The organism is Streptomyces sp. NPDC048504 (genome assembly GCF_043200035.1).
In the GTDB taxonomy this organism is placed as follows: Bacteria; Actinomycetota; Actinomycetes; order Streptomycetales; family Streptomycetaceae; genus Streptomyces.
Genome location: NZ_JBICXA010000004.1, coordinates 138,957 through 155,418 on the forward strand (window position 1 = coordinate 138,957; position 16,462 = coordinate 155,418).

Below are 16,462 nucleotides of genomic sequence, written 5' to 3' on the forward strand. Positions count from 1 at the left end.
GTGTGCACGCTCCCTTGTCATCTCGTCCCGGGCCTCCCGCAGGATCGGGAAGCGGGACGTTCCCACCTTGCAGACAGCGCGACGAGGCAGAATTCATCGGCGGCAGCGGCCGGAGTCGAGGATCTGCTAGACGTCCGCGAGACCCACCCCGAGGGCGAGTCGCCGTACCGCCTGATGGAAGAACGGCTCGCGGTCCTCCACGACGCGGCGGAACTGGCCGAACAGCTCGAAGCTGACCAGCCCGTACAACTCGGCCCACGCGGCGACGAGGGCCACGGCCACCGCGGGTGGGAGGTCGCCGGCGAAGTCCGCGACCATGCGGTTCGCCTCGGGGAGCAGGTCGGCCGGTAGTGGGGGCTCGGTCAGGGTGCCGGCCCGGTGCGCGTCGCGCGTGATGCCGATGAGGAGGAGGGCGACGCGGGCGGCGGGCGGGACCGTCGTCTCGGGGGCGACGTAGCCGGGGACCGGTGAGCCGTAGATCAGGGCGTATTCGTGCGGGTGCGCGAGCGCCCAGCCGCGTACCGCCTCGCACACCGTCGTCCAGCGGCGCAGCGGGCCCGCGTCCGCCACCTTGGAGTGTGCCGCCTCCGCGGTCTCGCCCAGGGAGTCGTACGCGTCGATGATGAGAGCGGTCAGCAGGTCGTCCCGGCTGGGGAAGTAGCGGTACAGGGCGGAGGAGACCATGCCCAGCTCACGGGCCACGGCGCGCAGCGAGAGCTTCGCGGCGCCCTCCGCGGCGAGTTGTCTGCGCGCCTCGTCCTTGATGGCCGCGGTGACCTCGATCCGGGCTCGGGCGCGGGCGCCTTGTGTGGTGCTCATACGAGCCAGTGTGGCATGGAATCAGAGCAGCGCACACAAACGAGAGCGGCAGACAAAAAAGAGAGCACCGCTCTTGCATTGGACCGCCGTGCCGATGCAGACTGTTCCCGAGAGCGAGAGCAGTGCTCACAAAAGCGAGCGCCGTTCTCCTCGTCCTGCTTCTTCACCGTCCTTCTTCTTCGCCCAGGGAGTCGTCATGAGCACGCACGTCCAGAAGCCCGGCTGGTTCACCGTGAACGTCTTCAACCGCGCCGTCGCCTGGTTCACCCGCCGCGGTCTCAGCGTCTGGGGTTCACGGGTGCTGGCGGTCCGCGGCCGGAAGAGCGGCGAGTGGCGGACCACCCCGGTGAACCTGCTGACGGTGGACGGACAGCAGTACCTCGTCGCCCCGCGCGGGCACGTCCAGTGGACGCACAACATGCGCGCGGCAGGCGGCGGCGAGCTGCGGCTCGGCAAGAAGGTCGACGCGTTCACCGCGACCGAGGTCACCGGCGACGACAAGGTGCCGCTGCTGCGCGCCTACCTCAAGCGGTGGAAGGCCGAGGTCGGGGTGTTCTTCGGAGGAGTCGGCCCGGACTCCTCCGACGACGAGCTGCGCCGGATCGCCCCCGACCACCCGGTGTTCCACGTCACGGTCAGGAGCTGACCTCGCCCTCCACGGGCTCCGTGGGCTCCACGCGCTCCACCGGCTCCGCGTTCCTCCGGTCGATCGCGGTCAGCGCGCGCTGCGCCATCGGGTGACTGCGCACGAGTTCGCCCAGCGTCGTCGAGCCCCGGGTGATGTCCATGAAGGCCTTCCAGGCCGGCCGGAAGCCGGTGAGGGCGGCGTGGAACAGACCGGGGCGCTTCTCGAAGACCGCCAGCATGTTCTTGCCGACGCTCATCTCGACGCCGAGCCCCGCCTTGATCGCGAACGCGTAGTTCAGTGCCTGACGGCGGGTGTCCACGGCGTCGTGCGCCTCGGCGATCCGCACCGCCCACTCCCCCGCGAGCCGCCCCGACCGCAGCGCGAACGAGATGCCCTCACGGGTCCACGGCTCCAGGAGCCCCGCCGCGTCGCCGCAGACCAGCACACGACCGCGCGACAGCGGCGAGTCGTCCGCCCGGCACCGGGTCAAGTGCCCGGAGGAGATGCTCGGTTCGAAGCCGGCGAGGCCGAGCCGGGCGATGAAGTCCTCCAAGTACCGCTTGGTGGCGGCGCCTTCACCGCGCGCGGAGATCACGCCGACCGTGAGCGTGTCGCCCTTGGGGAAGACCCAGCCGTAACTCCCGGGAATGGGGCCCCAGTCGATGAGCACCCGGCCCTTCCAGTCCTCGGCGACGGTCTCCGGCACCGGGATCTCCGCCTCCAGCCCCAGGTCCACCTGGTCGGTCTTGACCCCGACGTGCGCCCCTATGCGGCTGGCGCTGCCGTCGGCGCCGACGACGGCCCGCGCGAGCACCGTCTCGCCGCCCTGCAGGACGACCGCGACCGTACGCCGGTCCGGGACCGCGGAGCCGTGCTGCTCGACTCGTGTCACTGTGACGCCCGTACGCAGCTCGGCGCCCGCCTTCTGCGCGTGCTCGACGAGCTGCTGGTCGAACTCGGGCCGGTTGATCAGCCCGAACAGCATCTGCCGGGACCGGCGGGTGCGCGTGAAGCGCCCGTTGTTCGAGAAGGTTATGGCGTGCACCCGGTCCTTCAACGGCAGTTCGAAGCCGGGCGGGAGGGAGTCACGAGAGGGTCCGATGATGCCGCCGCCGCATGTCTTGTAGCGGGGCAGCTCGGCTTTCTCCAGCAACAGCACGCGCCGTCCCGCGACCGCCGCCGCATAGGCGGCCGAAGCCCCCGCGGGTCCCGCGCCCACCACGACGACGTCCCACACCCGCTGGTCGTCGTCCGCCGAAGAGTTCTCGCTGCTCACGATGGTCTACTGCTCCCGATCAAGCCGCTGCCGCACCTGTCCCCCGCATCCTACGGCGGACATCGCCCCAGACCGCTGTGGGAGGATCGACGGCATCACTCGTACAACGTCGCACCCACCAGGAGCGTGCCCATGTCGTCGCATCCGGTCGCCGAGACCGTCGCCTCGCTGATGCCCACGGCGAGGACGGAGCTCACCGAGCTGGTGGCCTTCCGATCGGTGGCGGACTTCGACCAGTTCCCGAAGAGCGAGAGCGAGGGCGCCGCGAACTGGGTCGCCGACGCACTGCGCACCGAGGGTTTCCAGGACGTGGCCCTGCTCGACACCCCGGACGGCACCCAGTCCGTCTACGGCTTCCTGCCCGGCCCCGAGGGCGCCAAGACCGTCCTCCTGTACGCCCACTACGACGTGCAGCCCCCGCTGGACGAGGCCGGCTGGACGAGCCCGCCGTTCGAACTGACCGAGCGCGACGGCCGGTGGTACGGGCGCGGTGCCGCCGACTGCAAGGGCGGCGTGATCATGCACCTGCTCGCGCTACGCGCCCTCAAGGCCAACGGCGGTGTCCCGGTGCACGTCAAGGTGATCGCCGAGGGCTCGGAGGAGCAGGGCACCGGCGGGCTTGAGCGGTACGCGGAGGAACACCCCGACCTCCTCGCCGCCGACACGATCGTGATCGGCGACACAGGCAACTTCCGGGTCGGTCTGCCCACGGTCACCTCGACCCTGCGCGGCATGACCATGGTGCGCGTGCAGGTCGACACCCTCGAAGGCAACCTGCACTCGGGCCAGTTCGGCGGCGCCGCGCCCGACGCGCTGGCCGCGCTGATCCGCGTACTGGACTCGCTGCGCGGCAAGGACGGCTCGACGACGGTCGACGGGCTCGCGGCCCACGCGACCTGGGAGGGACTGGCCTACGACGAGGAGCAGTTCCGCGAGGACGCGAAGGTGCTGGACGGCGTCGAGCTGATCGGTTCCGACGCGGTCGCCGACCGCATCTGGGCCCGCCCCGCCGTCACGGTCCTCGGCATCGACTGCCCGCCGGTCGTCGGCGCGACCCCCTCCGTGCAGGCCGGCGCCCGCGCGCTGGTGAGCCTGCGGGTGCCGCCGGGCGTCGACGCGGCCGAGGCGACCAGGCTGCTCCAGGCCCACCTGGAGGCCCACACCCCGTGGGGCGCCCGCGTCCGCACCGAACAGATCGGCCAGGGTCAGCCGTTCAGCGCCGACACGACCAGCCCGGCGTACACGGCGATGGCCGACGCGATGGCGGTCGCCTACCCCGGCGAGGAGATGCAGTACGCCGGCCAGGGCGGCTCCATCCCGCTGTGCAACACCCTCGCGGCCCTCTACCCGCAGGCGGAGATCCTCCTCATCGGCCTCAGCGAGCCGGAGGCCCAGATCCACGCGCTCAACGAGAGCGTGTCCCCTGAGGAGTTGGAGCGGCTGTCGGTGGCGGAGGCGCTGTTCCTGCAGAACTACGCGGCCAACTGAGCCTGCCTGACGGTCCTTGAGGAAGGGCACCGCATCGATGAGGTTCGTCTTCACCGGCCGGGTGATCGAGTGGCGCGGCCCTTCGCCGTACTACTTCGTCCCCGTGCCGGACGAGGAGTCGGCGGACATCCGTGAGGTCGCCGCCCTCGCCTCGTACGGCTGGGGCGTCATCCCGGTCGAGGCCAGGATCGGCGACGCGCTGTTCACCACGTCGCTCTTCCCCAAGGACGGCGGGTATCTGCTGCCGCTCAAGAACGCCGTGCGCAAGCCGCAGGGTCTCGCGGCGGACGACGAGGTGACGGTGGAAATGACCATCGACCTCCAACTCCCGGTCGGCTGAACGAAGATGGGACACATGGCTCCCATCTCGCGCCTCGTCGCCCACAGCGACATCGCCACGTCCCTCGCCCTGCTCTCCGACCACGAACTCGCCGAACTGGTCGAGGCCGGCACGCCGTTGGGCACCAGCGTGGGCGGTCGCTCGGCCCTGGTCGAGGTGGACGGCAGAAGGGTGTTCGTGAAGCGGATGCCGCTCACCGATGTCGAGCGGCGGCCGGAGAACGTCCGGTCCACGGCCAACGTGTTCGGAGCGCCCTCCTACTGCCACTTCGGCATCGGCGCGGTCCCCAACCCCGGCTTCGGCGTCTGGCGCGAGCTGGCCGTCCACGAGATGACGACCAACTGGGTCCTCTCCGGCCGCTTTTCGGGCTTCCCACTCCTCCACCATTGGCGCGTGCTGCACGACCCGGGACAGCCGCTGCCCGACGAACTCGCCGACGTGGAGCGGAACGTGGCCTACTGGGGCACCGGACGTGAGCACATCGAGGCCGTGCGCACGGCGTCCGCGAGCCTGACGCTGTTCATGGAACACCTGCCGCACACCCTGCACGACTGGCTCTCCGAGCAGTTGCGCACCGACGACCCCGACACCGCCTGCGCCCTCGTGGAGCAGGGCCTCGAAGCCGTCACCGGTTTCCTCCACGAGCACCGACTCACGCACTTCGACGTCCACTTCAGGAACATCCTCACCGACGGACACCAGCTCTACCTCGCCGACTACGGCCTCGCCCTCTCCCCGCGTTTCCAACTCGCGGCGGACGAACGGGACTTCTACGACCGCCACCGTCACTACGACCGTGCGTACGCCTTCTCCTACCTGGTGCACTGGCTCGTCGTGGACCTGTACGGCTACGGCAGGGACGAACGCGAGGACTTCATCCGCGCGTGCGCCGACGGCAAACCGCCCGAGGGCATCCCCGGGGCCGCCGCCGGGCTCATCTCCCGGTACGCCCGACTCGGCGCGACGGTGGGCGACTTCAACCACCGTCTGTGCGACGAGAGCAGGCTTATTCCGTACCCGTCCGCCGAGGAACTCGGGCTCGACTACAGCAACTCCACGCTCTCCGCGTAGTGGCAGGCGACCGGGTTGCCGCCGCCCCGGTCCACCAGCGCCGGTATCTCCTCGACGCACGACGTCCGTTCGCTGTCGGTGAGCTGGTTCGCGAACTTGGGGCAGCGGGTGCGGAAGCGGCAGCCGCTGGGCGGGCGGACGGGGCTCGGGACGTCGCCCTGGATGGTGATCCGTTTCCGGGCGCGTTCCTTGCGGGGGTCGGGCAGCGGGATGGCGGAGACCAGGGCCTGGGTGTACGGGTGTGCCGGGCGGGCGAACAACTGCCGTGCCGGGGCGATTTCGACCAGCCGCCCCAGGTACATGACGGCCACCCGCCCTGCCACATGGCGCATCACCGACAGGTCGTGGGCGACGAAGAGAAACGACAGGCTCAGTTCGCTCTGCAGGTCCATCAGCAGGTTGAGAACGCCCGCCTGGATCGACACGTCGAGCGCCGACACCGGCTCGTCGAGGATGATCACCTTCGGGTGCAGGGCCAACGCCCGTGCGATACCGATGCGTTGGCGCTGTCCGCCGGAGAACTCGTGGGCGAATCGGTTGCCGTGCTCGGGGTTGAGCCCGACCAGGCGCAGGAGTTCGCTCACCTCACCGCCTGCTCCGGACCCGTACCGGCCGTGGATGCGCAGAGGCTCGGCGACGATCTCATGGACGGTCATCCGCGGGTCGAGCGAGGCGTACGGATCCTGGAAGACGATCTGCAACTCGCGCCGCAGCGGCCGCATCTGACGTCTGCTCAGCTCGGTGAGCTCATGCTCGCCGTAGCGGACGCGGCCCGAGGTGGCCCGCTCAAGGCCGAGGACGGTGCGGGAGATCGTCGTCTTGCCGGAGCCCGACTCCCCCACCAGGCCCAGGGTTTCGTTCTCGTGGAGGTCGAAGGAGACCCCGCACACGGCGTGCACGTCGCCGACGCGGTGGCGGATGACACCCTTGGACATCACCGGGAAGTGCTTGACCAAGTCCCTTACCTGGAGGACCGGTTCGCCGGTGCCACCGTGTCCGGGCAGCGGCGGCAGGGGGGTGGCGGCCTGCGCGGGCGCGGTCATACGGCGTCCTCCTCGGGGTTCGTGGCGGTGGCCGCGTCGGCGAAGCGGGCCAGGGCCTCGGTGTCCGCGCCGACCGCCTCGAAGACCTGACCGGCGCCGGTGTCGACGAGTTCGTCGGCGAAGTGGCAGGCGCTGAGGTGGAGGTCGCCGCCGGCCCTGCGCAGGGCGGGCTCGTCCGTGTCGCACACGTCCCGGCTCATCGGGCAGCGGGGTGAGAAGGGGCAGCCCGGTGGCAGGTTGAGCAGGCTCGGCGGTGAGCCGGTGATGGGGGTGAGACGTGCTTCCTCACGGTCCATGCGGGGCAGGGAGCCGAGCAGGCCAAGAGTGTAGGGCATACGCGGGGTGTAGAAGATGTCCTCGACGGAGCCGGTCTCCACTATCCGGCCCGCGTACATGACCGCGACCCGGTCGGTGTGGCCGGCCACCACACCGAGGTCGTGGGTGATGAGGACGAGCGCCGCGCCGGTCTCGGCGCGGGCGGTCTCCAGGGCTTCGAGGATCTGAGCCTGCACGGTGACGTCGAGGGCGGTGGTCGGCTCGTCGGCGATGATCACGTCCGGGTCGTTGGCCATCGCGATGGCGATGACGACGCGCTGGCGCATGCCGCCCGACATCTCGTGCGGGTAGCTGTCGACGCGCCGTTCGGGGCTGGGGATGCCGACCGTGCCGAGCAGTTCGATCGCGCGTTTGCGGGCGTCCTTGTGCTTCATCTCGGGGTTGTGGCGGAGCAGGGTCTCGCTGATCTGATAGCCCACGTTGTAGACGGGGTTGAGGGAGGTCATCGGGTCCTGGAAGATCATCGCGATGCCACTGCCGCGCAGGTCGGACAGGCGGGCGTCGGACAGCCCGAGCAGTTCGGTGCCCTCGAAGCGGACCGAGCCGCGCACCTTGGCGCCGGTCGGCAGCAGCCCCATCACGGCGAGGGCGGTCACCGACTTCCCGGACCCGGACTCGCCGACGATGCCCAGCGATTCGCCCCGGTCGAGCCGGTAGCCGACACCGCGCACGGCCCGTACCAGACCGTCCTCCGTCGCGAACTCCACGCTGAGGTCCTCGACTTCGAGCACGGCGGACGTCACGGGGACCTCCCGCACTCCATGACTCGTGGTCGTCACTGTCGCACCCTTTGCTGCCGGGGGTCGAAGGCGTCGCGCAGTCCGTCGCCGATGAAGTTGATGGTCAGCGCGATGGCGATGATGAACGCGCCGGGGATGTAGAAGAGCCAGGGCCGGGTCTCGACCGCCGTCTGCGCCTGCGAGACCAGCAACCCCAGGGAGGTGTCCGGGGGCTGGACGCCGAAACCCAGGAAGGAGAGCGCGGTCTCGGTGAGGATGCCGGTCGCCACCAGGATCGTCGCGTTCACGATGATCGGTCCCAGCGCGTTCGGCAGCAGATGCCGGAAGATGATCCGCGTGTCCGAGGCACCGAGCGCCCGCGCCGCCTCGATGAACTCCTTCTCGCGCAGCGACAGTACGGCCGAGCGCACGACACGGGCCACGTACGCCCAGGTGAGTCCGGCGATCACGATGGCGATCCAGTACCAGGAACCGCCGGTGCGCGAGGAGATGACCAGCGCGATCGCGAACAGCGGCAGGGTCAGCACCAGGTCGGCGATGCGCATCATGACCGCGTCGACGATGCCCCGGTAGAAGCCGGCGACGGCTCCCCAGATCGCGCCGAGCAGCGTGGAGCCGAGCGCGATCATGATGGCGATCTTGAGCGAGGTCTGGGTGCCGCGCATGACCTGGGCGTAGCCGTCGTAGCCCGAGGAGTCGGTGCCGAACGGATGCTTCCAGGAAGGGGGTTTGGAGTTGTCCTCGGTGTACTTCTGGTACGAGTAGTGCCACAGGTGCGGGCCGATGAACGCCCACAGGATGATCAGCACGAACACGACCAGGCTGACCATCGCGGCCCGGTGGCGCACGAACCGACGTAGCACCAGCTGGGTCTGGGTGCGCTGCTTTACGGTGAACTCGTGGTCCCCGCGCGGTAGTTGAGTGCCCGCAGACCCCGGTGCCTCGATGTCAGTCATAGCGGATCCTCGGGTCGAGTACGGCGTAGAGCAGATCGGCGATGAGGTTGAACCCGATGACGACGACGGCGGAGAGCAACAGCCAGGCCATGGTGCGGTAGACGTCGAGCGTGGTCGCCGCCTGGACCAGCATCTCGCCCATGCCGTGCCACTGGAAGATCGTCTCCGTGATCACCGCGCCGCCCAGGATGATCGCGATGTCGAGCGCGGTCACGGTGGCGAGCGGGATCAGGGCGGTGCGCAGCGCGTGCCGGGTCATCACCCTGCCGCGCCGCAGCCCCTTGGCGCGGGCGAGCCGTACGTAGTCGCTGTTGAGGACCTCCAGCATGGAGGCGCGGGTGTAGCGGGTCCAGGACGCGAAGGAGACCAGCGCGAGGGTGATGGTGGGCAGGATCAAGTGACCGACGTGATCGGTGAACTGGTTCCAGGTGGTGTCGACTTCGAGGTACGGCGATTTCTCGCCGATGGTGCCGAGGAACTGGCTGCCGGTCTTCTGGTTGAACCAGATCCCGGCCTGCTTGAGCAGCACCGCGAACCAGAAGACGGGCATGGCGAGGAAGAGGAAGCCGAAGAAGGTGATCGTGTAGTCGGCGGCGGAGTACTGCCGGATGGCGCTGAACACGCCGAAGACGACGGCCATGATCAGCGCGAGGATCATCGCGGCGGCGACCAGGGTGATGGTCACCTTGAAGCGGGTGAACAGGTCGTGCCCGATGTTCAGGTTGCTCTGCACGGAGGGGCCGAAGTCGCCGTGAAGGACGCCGGTGATCCAGTTCCAATAGCGTTCCATGACCGGCTCGTTGGCGTGGATGTGTCGGGCGAACGCGGTCACCGCCGCTTTGCTGGGCGCGGGTTGTCGTGAGGTGGCGAAGTTGGCCACCGGGTCGCCGGAGTTGATGACGACCAGGAACACGATGAACGTCGAGATGATGAGGACGGGTATGGAGACGAGGATGCGGCGCACGGTGTAGGCGAGCATGCGGTCTTCTCTCGGAGGCCGGCGGGTCGTGGATGCCGTCCGGGCCGGGCCCGGCCCCGGTGTCCGCGGGGCCGGGCTCGACGGGCGTGCCGGTGGAGCTGTCAGCCGTAGAGCTACTTCTTCAGGCCCCAGGTGCCGGTGTTGTAGGCAGGGCCCACGTTCGACGAGTTGTTCCGCATGTTGACGAACCGTGTCTGCACGGCGAGGAACGTCGGCTTCTGGTACAGCGGCAGGACGTAGGCGTCGTTCACCATGAGCTGGTCGGCCTGGTTGAGGAGCGCCGCGGCCTTCGTCGCGTCGGTCTCACCGATGGCCTGGGAGATCAGGGAGTCGACCGTCTTGTTGCTGTAGCCGCCGTAGTTGCCGCCACCGCCGGTGAACCAGTTCTGCTGGGCGCCGCTGCTCGGGAACGGCGGTGCGACCCAGGCGAAGACGATGATGTCGTACTGGTGCCCGGCGAGGACCGTGCCGAGGTCGGCGGCGCCGATCGGCTTGATGGTGATCTTGATGCCGAGGCTCGCCAGGTTGCTCTGCAGGATCTGGCACTCGCTCTGCCGGATCTGGTTGCCGGTGGTGTAGCGGCAGTTGAAGGGTCCGACGGCCTTGCCGTCCGGTGTCTTCAACGCGGTGCCCACGCCGGTGAACTTGGCAGCGGTGAGGTACGCCTTCGCCTTGGTCAGGTCACCCGATCCCTGGCCGCTGGCGGAGACCACGTCCTTGTAACCGGCCTGCCCGGGAACGAAGTTGTGGTTGCCGAGCGGCTTCACGGCCGGGTCGAACTGGCCGACCGTCTTGGCGATGATGTCCTTGGTGTTGATCGCCGTGAACATCGCCTGCCGCAGGGCCAGATACTTGCCGATCACCGGATCGTGCAGGTTGAGGTCGAAGTGCTCCCAGGTCAGCCCGTTGCCGATGGTGTAGGTGACGCCGGGGATGTCCTTGACCTGGTTGACCAGGTCCACCTCGGGCTGCGGGTAGATCGCCTGAACCTCGTTGTTCTTCAGGGCAGTTGGCTCCTGAGTCGCGTCCGAGATCACCTTGAAGATCAGCCGCTGCAGGGTGGCCTTCTTCGCGCCGGTCCACTTGGGGTCAGGCACGTAGGTGGCGTGGTCGTTGTCGACCCACTGCTGCATCTTGTAGGCACCCGCGGTGGGGTACTTGGTGGGCGGCGTCTTCAGGAAGTACTGCCAGGCCTGCGCCATCTGCGTGGCCGTCATGGCGGCGGCGTCACCGGCCTTGGCGCCGGAGAGCTTCTCGGCGGTGTGGGCCGGATACAGCGGATAGCCCGCGCCGAACAGGGACTTCCAGTCCGAGTACGGCTTCGACATCACCATGGTGAAGGTCTTGCCGTTGTCGGACGGGGTGAGGGACTTGATGCGGTCGTAGCCCGCGGTGCTCTGCGGCAGACAGCCCTTGGTCTGCGTGGAGTCGCTGGCGGGCGGCGGCGGGCAGTCCTTGCCGTTGTTGGTGCGCCAGTAGTAGACGAAGTCGTCGGCGGTGATGGGCGTGCCGTCGTTCCACGCCGCCTTCGGGTTGATCTTGTAGACGATGGTCTGCGGGCTGGTGCTGGTCTGCGTCGCCGAGGTCACCAGGTCGGTGTTGAGAGCGACGGTGAAGTCGGGCTGGGGGATGAACACCTGAGGCAGGACGACCTCCAGGGCCTCCCCGTTCTCGAAGGTGTTGCCGTTGACGTCCTGGACGTTCCACTGCTGGATGTTCTTCTCCAGCACATAGGTGAACGTTCCGCCGGACTTGGTGGCGGCCGAGTTGCAGGTGTTGGCCTTGCCCACGGTGTTGCAGGACGTGAGGCCGGCCGAGCTGCCCTTGTTGGAGCCGCCGCCCCCGCCACTGCTGCTGCAGGCGGTGAGCGCCAGGGTGAGCCCGGCGGCGAGAGTGAGGGCCCGGGTGAGGGCCGAGGATGGCGCGCGCATGTTCTTCTCCTTCGACCGGCGGAAGGTCCGGTCCCGTCAAGGCGGCCGACGGCCGCGAGAGAACTGAGCTGCGCAAAGACGTTAGAGCTCCGATGTACCTTCTTCACGTTCTTGTTCATACCGGGAAGGCGACAATTCACCCTCGCTTTGTTATCGGAATGACCCACACCCCGCAAAATCGCCAGGTGGCGCCCCCGAAAAGGCAAAGTCACGTCCAACATCGTTGATCAGACCGCAAATTGACGTGTCGTCAGCCAAGGGGTACGCCCGCCTCCAAGTAGAGCGCGGCCCCGCGTTCCCGGGCCCTCAGCGCCCACCGCAGCCGCTCGTAGCGGACCGGCGGCAGCAGATCGGCGGCCTCCTCCTCGGTGGCGAAGCACCAGCCGCGCAACTCCGGTCCGGGCAGCAGCAGTTGGTCGGCCACGGCGGCGTCCAGCCGGCCGCCGTCGAAGAGGAGGCGCAGCCCGCCGTAGCCGGGTGGTACGGGCGGTTCCCAGTCGACGACGAGCAGGCGGGGGACCTCGTCGAGCACGATGCCGGTCTCCTCGGTGACCTCGCGCATGCCGGCCCGGGCGGGTGCCTCGCCGGATTCGACGACACCGCCGGGGAACTCCCAGCCTGCTTTGTAGGTGGGGTCGACGAGCAGGACGCGGTCCTGTTCGTCGAAGAGGAGCACTCCGGCCGCGAGGGTCTCGGAGGTGGGTTCCGGGGTCTGCACGATGTCGCACACGGGCACGGCACCGCTGCCGACGGCCCCGGCGATCCGGGCGGCCGTCTCGTACGGGGTGAGCGCGCTGGTGTCGACGAGATGGGCGTCGGCGGTGAGCCAGGAGCCGAGGGCGGCGCGGTACGACTCGATGTGGTCGTACGCCCACTGCCGTGTCCGGATCTCGCCGTCGGGGAGGTCCGGTGGGACCTCCCGGCCGGCTATTCGCTCGCGCAGGATCGTTTCCGCCGGAGCCAGGAGGACATGCCGGACCGTGACCCGGCGGGCCGCCAGACCGCCGAAGATCTCGTCCCGGTACTCCTGGCGCAGCAGGGTCATCGGGACGACGAGGGTCCCGCCCAGCTCGGCGAGCATCGCCGCCGCCGTGTCGATCACGAGCCGCCGCCACATCCGCAGGTCCTGGAAGTCGCCGACCTCTGCGAGGTGCTTGGGCGGGAGCAGGTGCGGCAGTGCTCCGCCGATGACCTCGGGGTCGAAGAGCGTGCTGTTCGGGATCAGTTCGATCAGTTCCCGTGCGGTGGTGGTCTTGCCTGCACCGAACGCGCCGTTGATCCAGACGATCACGGACAGTTCCCCCTCTTCTATTGGCCCCCTGAGGCTTGCCCGTTCCACCCTGCCACGGAAACCAGCCGCAGTTGAGAGCCCGCATACGACGGCGCCGGTGCCCCCTCCGACGAGGCACCGGCGCCGTACGCTTTCGACCGGTATCAGCTGTTCTCTCCCAGGGCACCCTCGTCGACGGCGAAGCTGCCGTCACTGACGAGGTGATCCACGGAACCCACGGTGTCCTTGACGTTCAGATCGCCGAGTACGTCGTGGTCGTGGGAGTGCGACGGGGAGATCGCGGCGACGACGAAACCGGTGGCGAGGGAGGCGATGGCCAGCATGCTGCGCTTCTTCATGCCCCGTTCAACTGACGAAGCGCGCCGGGGTCACGCCCGGACGGCCCGCCGGATGGAACCCGCGCCGTCCCGCGCCCTCCGTACGAGATCTACGGCCGCCTCGGGCCACTGCGGATGGTCGAAGGTGAACCCCTCCGCCAGCAGCCGTCCCGGCACGACCCGGCGGCTCTTGAGGAGGAGTTCGGTGTCCGATCGCAGGGCGAAGGCGCCCAGTTCTGCCATCCACTTCGTGGCGGGCAGCCCGACAGGGACTCCCCGGGCGGCGCGCAGGACGCGCATGAAGGCGCGCTGCGGGAGCGGTCCGGGGGCGGCGAGGTTCACCGGTCCGGCGATGTCACCCCGGTCGATCAGGAACTCGACCGCGCGCACGAAGTCCTGGTCGTGGATCCACGAGACGTACTGGGCACCGCCCGCGACCGGCCCGCCGAGCCCGAGCCGGACCAGCCCCGACAGGACGTCGAAGACGCCGCCGCGGTCGGGGCTCATCACCATGGCGGCGCGCAGGGCGACCTTGCGGGTGTGCGGGGTGTCGGCGCGCTCCTGCTCGCGTTCCCAGTTCTTGGCGATCTCGACGCTGTAGGACCAGTAGTCGGGCACGTCGGGTTCGGCGCCGCCGATCACGCCGGTGGCCTCGTCGTTGGGGGCGTCGTAGCGGTGGGCGTAGACGGTGGCGGTGCTCATCTGCAACCAGACGCGTGGCGGGTGCGCGGCGGCCGCGACGGCCTCGCCGACGACCCGGGTGGAGTGCACGCGCGAGTCCATCATGGCCTTGAGGTTGGCGGAGGTGTAGCGGCAACTGACGCTGCGGCCCGCCAGGTTGATCACGATGTCGCTGCCGTCGATCTCCCGGGCCCAGGAGCCCGGGTTCTCGCCGTCCCACCACACCTCGCGGTCGCGCCTCGGCCGCCGGGTCAGGACGACGACCTCGTGACCCGCCTCGGTCAGGGCGCGGTCCAGGATCGCGCCCACCTGTCCCGTGCCACCGGGAATGACGATCTTCACCGGGCTCCCCCTTCTGTCGGGAGTGAGCCTAGCGCAGAAAGTTGAACGTGTTCAAAACTCGTTCAGCGAAATACCGAACAACCAATACCCAACCCTTCCAACAGAGTCCGACACGTCCTAACGTAATCGCGCACATGACATGCACAGGAAGTGATCCCATCTTTCGCGAGTCCGGAGGAACGTAATGACGCGTCACCCTCACACCCGCACGACCCGCCGAAGAGTGGTCGGAGCGCTCGCCGCAAGCCTGTTGTGCACAGCCGGCCTCGCCGCGCCGGCCGTAGCCACTCCCTCGCAGGACCCCGTCTCCCCCGCCCTGGCCGACGGTCAGGCACTCACCCCTCCCATGGGTTTCAACAACTGGAACTCGACCAACTGCCGTGCCGAGTTCAACGAGTCGATGGTCGAGGGCATCGCGGACATCTTTGTCAGCAAGGGCCTCAAGGCGGCCGGTTACCAGTACGTCAACCTCGACGACTGCTGGGCCCTGCCGTCCCGTGACGCCGACGGCAAGCTCGTCCCCGACCCGGTCCGCTTCCCGCACGGCATCAAGGCCGTCGCGGACTACGTGCACTCCAAGGGGCTCAAGCTCGGCATCTACACCAGCGCCGGCACGAAGACGTGCAACGACGCCGGATTCCCGGGCGGCCTGGGCCACGAGTACAGCGACGCGCAGCAGTTCGCCGACTGGGGCGTGGACTATCTCAAGTACGACAACTGCAACAACCAAGGCGTGGACGCCAAGGTGCGCTACACCACCATGCGCGACGCCCTGAAGGCGACCGGCCGCCCGATCGTCTTCAGCATCTGCGAATGGGGCGAGAACAAGCCCTGGGAGTGGGCCGCGGATGTCGGACACCTGTGGCGCACGACCGGTGACATCAGCGACAACTGGGGCTCGATGCTGTCGATCCTCAAGCAGAACCTGCCCCTTGCTCCGTACGCCGGTCCCGGGCACTGGAACGACCCCGACATGCTGGAGGTCGGCAACGGCGGCATGACGGACACCGAGTACCGCTCGCACTTCTCGATGTGGTCGATCATGGCCGCGCCCCTCCTCATCGGCTCGGACCTGCGCACGGCGACCCCCGCGACCTTCGACATCCTCGACAACAAGGAGGTCATCGCGGTCGACCAGGACCCGCTGGGCAAGCAGGGCAACGTTGTCACGTCCGAGGGCGGACGCTGGGTCGTCGCCAAGGAGATGAAGGACGGCAGCCGTACGGTCGCGCTCTTCAACGAGACCGGCAGCGCCCAGCGCATCGCCACGACCGCGGCGGCCGTAGGCCTCCCGAACGCCCGCGCGTACGCCCTGCGCGACCTGTGGCAGCACAAGAGCTACAACACCGCGGGCGCGATCTCCGCGACCGTCCCGGCCCACGGCACGGTCCTGGTACGGGTCTCCGCCGACCGGCACGCACTCAAGAACCCGCCCGCCGTCGAACTCGGCCTGGACAGCGCCCCGTTGGTCCAGGCGGCCACCCCGACCCCGCTCACGACGACGGTCACCGACCTGGGCCGTACGACCGCCGAGCACGTCTCCGTGGGCCTGACCGGGCCCGCCGGCTGGAAGGTGCGGGCCGCGTCGTCGACGACCGCGAGGGCCGTACGGACCGGCACGTCGCTGCGAACGAAGTGGACGGTCACCGCTCCCGTGGGGACGCCGACGGGGTCGTACGACCTGACGCTCAAGGCGAGTTACCGCTCGCCGACCGGTGCCCGGGTCACCAGCACGCTGCCGTTCACCGCGTCCGTGGTGGTCGCTCCGCCTGCGGGCACCTCGTACCTCGGTGACCTTCCCTGGATGTCGACGGCCAATGGATGGGGGCCCGTTGAGCGCAACACCAGCAACGGGGAGAGCGCGGGAGGGGACGGTAATCCCATCACTCTCGGTGGAGTGGTGTACGCCAAGGGACTCGGTGTGCACGCCGAGAGCGACGTCGAGTACTACACCGGGAAGACGTGCGAGAAGGTCACCGCGGACGTCGGTGTGGACGACGAGAAGGGGGCCAACGGAACCGTCGCCTTCGAGATCTGGGCGGACGGCACGAAGGTCGCCTCGACCGGCGTCCTCACCAACGCGATGCCCGCCCAGCCGGTCACGGCGGACGTGACCGGCGCCCAGGTGGTCCGACTCGTCGTCACCGACGGCGGCGACGGGATCGACTCGGACCACGCGGACTGGGCGGACGCTCAACTCACGTGCTGAACATGGCACATCGCA

Annotated in this window: 15 protein-coding genes; 5 read left to right on the forward strand and 10 right to left on the reverse strand. The window is 68.9% G+C overall.

Annotated features, from left to right (window positions below):
- Window positions 1-126 precede the first annotated feature (126 nt).
- On the reverse strand, window positions 127-819 hold the full coding sequence (locus ACGFY9_RS11535) for a TetR/AcrR family transcriptional regulator (protein WP_393753520.1): 693 nt from the start codon (window positions 817-819) through the stop codon (window positions 127-129).
- Between the two features lie 196 nt (window positions 820-1,015).
- On the opposite strand from ACGFY9_RS11535, the gene ACGFY9_RS11540 reads away from it, so the two are divergent.
- Window positions 1,016-1,465 (forward strand): nitroreductase family deazaflavin-dependent oxidoreductase, encoded by a 450-nt coding sequence (locus ACGFY9_RS11540; RefSeq protein WP_019065153.1) that lies wholly within the window; start codon window positions 1,016-1,018, stop codon window positions 1,463-1,465.
- On the opposite strand, the gene ACGFY9_RS11545 is transcribed toward ACGFY9_RS11540, so the two are convergent.
- Window positions 1,455-2,723: a geranylgeranyl reductase family protein gene (locus tag ACGFY9_RS11545; protein ID WP_393753521.1), complete on the reverse strand. Its 1,269-nt coding sequence runs from the start codon at window positions 2,721-2,723 to the stop codon at window positions 1,455-1,457. The two genes, ACGFY9_RS11540 and ACGFY9_RS11545, sit on opposite strands and share 11 nt — an antisense overlap.
- 132 nt (window positions 2,724-2,855) lie before the next feature.
- Here ACGFY9_RS11545 and ACGFY9_RS11550 point away from each other — a divergent pair, with 132 nt between their 5' ends.
- The 3 genes from ACGFY9_RS11550 to ACGFY9_RS11560 are packed head-to-tail and all read left to right on the forward strand — an operon-like array spanning window position 2,856 to window position 5,622.
- Entirely contained in the window at window positions 2,856-4,211 is a 1,356-nt protein-coding gene (locus tag ACGFY9_RS11550; protein ID WP_393753522.1) for a dipeptidase, read from the forward strand.
- Between the two features lie 37 nt (window positions 4,212-4,248).
- Complete coding sequence (locus tag ACGFY9_RS11555; protein ID WP_393753523.1) at window positions 4,249-4,551, forward strand: DUF1905 domain-containing protein; 303 nt, start codon at window positions 4,249-4,251, stop codon at window positions 4,549-4,551.
- A gap of 15 nt (window positions 4,552-4,566) precedes the next feature.
- Complete coding sequence (locus ACGFY9_RS11560; protein WP_393753524.1) at window positions 4,567-5,622, forward strand: protein kinase family protein; 1,056 nt, start codon at window positions 4,567-4,569, stop codon at window positions 5,620-5,622.
- On the opposite strand, the gene ACGFY9_RS11565 is transcribed toward ACGFY9_RS11560, so the two are convergent.
- The 8 genes from ACGFY9_RS11565 to ACGFY9_RS11600 all read right to left on the reverse strand — a co-directional run bounded on the left by ACGFY9_RS11565 (window position 5,595) and on the right by ACGFY9_RS11600 (window position 14,238).
- Window positions 5,595-6,665, reverse strand: a complete 1,071-nt coding sequence (locus ACGFY9_RS11565; protein WP_393753525.1) for an ABC transporter ATP-binding protein — start codon at window positions 6,663-6,665, stop codon at window positions 5,595-5,597. The genes ACGFY9_RS11560 and ACGFY9_RS11565 overlap by 28 nt on opposite strands.
- Window positions 6,662-7,759: an ABC transporter ATP-binding protein gene (locus ACGFY9_RS11570; RefSeq protein ID WP_393753879.1), complete on the reverse strand. Its 1,098-nt coding sequence runs from the start codon at window positions 7,757-7,759 to the stop codon at window positions 6,662-6,664. Before ACGFY9_RS11570 ends, ACGFY9_RS11565 begins: the two co-directional genes overlap by 4 nt.
- A 17-nt stretch (window positions 7,760-7,776) precedes the next feature.
- Window positions 7,777-8,697, reverse strand: a complete 921-nt coding sequence (locus ACGFY9_RS11575) for an ABC transporter permease (RefSeq protein ID WP_393753526.1) — start codon at window positions 8,695-8,697, stop codon at window positions 7,777-7,779.
- Complete coding sequence (locus ACGFY9_RS11580; RefSeq protein ID WP_393753527.1) at window positions 8,690-9,676, reverse strand: ABC transporter permease; 987 nt, start codon at window positions 9,674-9,676, stop codon at window positions 8,690-8,692. The genes ACGFY9_RS11575 and ACGFY9_RS11580 overlap by 8 nt, the downstream gene beginning before the upstream one ends.
- A gap of 113 nt (window positions 9,677-9,789) precedes the next feature.
- Complete coding sequence (locus ACGFY9_RS11585; protein ID WP_393753528.1) at window positions 9,790-11,607, reverse strand: ABC transporter family substrate-binding protein; 1,818 nt, start codon at window positions 11,605-11,607, stop codon at window positions 9,790-9,792.
- Window positions 11,608-11,857: 250 nt separating this feature from the next.
- Window positions 11,858-12,898, reverse strand: coding sequence for an NUDIX domain-containing protein (locus ACGFY9_RS11590; protein WP_393753529.1), 1,041 nt, complete (start codon window positions 12,896-12,898; stop codon window positions 11,858-11,860).
- Window positions 12,899-13,041: 143 nt separating this feature from the next.
- Window positions 13,042-13,236, reverse strand: a complete 195-nt coding sequence (locus tag ACGFY9_RS11595; protein WP_393753530.1) for a hypothetical protein — start codon at window positions 13,234-13,236, stop codon at window positions 13,042-13,044.
- Window positions 13,237-13,266: 30 nt separating this feature from the next.
- Window positions 13,267-14,238 carry a TIGR01777 family oxidoreductase gene (locus tag ACGFY9_RS11600; protein WP_393753531.1) on the reverse strand — a complete coding sequence of 324 codons (972 nt, stop codon included), beginning with the start codon at window positions 14,236-14,238 and terminating at the stop codon, window positions 13,267-13,269.
- A 184-nt stretch (window positions 14,239-14,422) separates the two neighbouring features.
- Between ACGFY9_RS11600 and ACGFY9_RS11605 the strand changes: the two genes are divergently transcribed.
- The gene (locus tag ACGFY9_RS11605) at window positions 14,423-16,447 is read left to right on the forward strand and encodes an NPCBM/NEW2 domain-containing protein (protein ID WP_393753532.1); all 2,025 of its coding nucleotides are present in this window, start codon (window positions 14,423-14,425) and stop codon (window positions 16,445-16,447) included.
- The last annotated feature ends 15 nt before the right edge of the window (window positions 16,448-16,462 follow it).

Excerpts from the sequence above, each read along its gene's own strand:
- ACGFY9_RS11580 (WP_393753527.1), bottom strand. The coding sequence starts at position 9,676 with ATGCTCGCCTACACCGTGCGCCGCATCCTCGTCTCCATACCCGTCCTC.
- ACGFY9_RS11560 (WP_393753524.1), top strand. The coding sequence starts at position 4,567 with ATGGCTCCCATCTCGCGCCTCGTCGCCCACAGCGACATCGCCACGTCC.
- ACGFY9_RS11555 (WP_393753523.1), top strand. The coding sequence starts at position 4,249 with ATGAGGTTCGTCTTCACCGGCCGGGTGATCGAGTGGCGCGGCCCTTCG.
- ACGFY9_RS11535 (WP_393753520.1), bottom strand. The coding sequence starts at position 819 with ATGAGCACCACACAAGGCGCCCGCGCCCGAGCCCGGATCGAGGTCACC.
- ACGFY9_RS11585 (WP_393753528.1), bottom strand. The coding sequence starts at position 11,607 with ATGCGCGCGCCATCCTCGGCCCTCACCCGGGCCCTCACTCTCGCCGCC.
- ACGFY9_RS11595 (WP_393753530.1), bottom strand. The coding sequence starts at position 13,236 with ATGAAGAAGCGCAGCATGCTGGCCATCGCCTCCCTCGCCACCGGTTTC.
- ACGFY9_RS11550 (WP_393753522.1), top strand. The coding sequence starts at position 2,856 with ATGTCGTCGCATCCGGTCGCCGAGACCGTCGCCTCGCTGATGCCCACG.
- ACGFY9_RS11605 (WP_393753532.1), top strand. The coding sequence starts at position 14,423 with ATGACGCGTCACCCTCACACCCGCACGACCCGCCGAAGAGTGGTCGGA.
- ACGFY9_RS11575 (WP_393753526.1), bottom strand. The coding sequence starts at position 8,697 with ATGACTGACATCGAGGCACCGGGGTCTGCGGGCACTCAACTACCGCGC.
- ACGFY9_RS11565 (WP_393753525.1), bottom strand. The coding sequence starts at position 6,665 with ATGACCGCGCCCGCGCAGGCCGCCACCCCCCTGCCGCCGCTGCCCGGA.
- ACGFY9_RS11540 (WP_019065153.1), top strand. The coding sequence starts at position 1,016 with ATGAGCACGCACGTCCAGAAGCCCGGCTGGTTCACCGTGAACGTCTTC.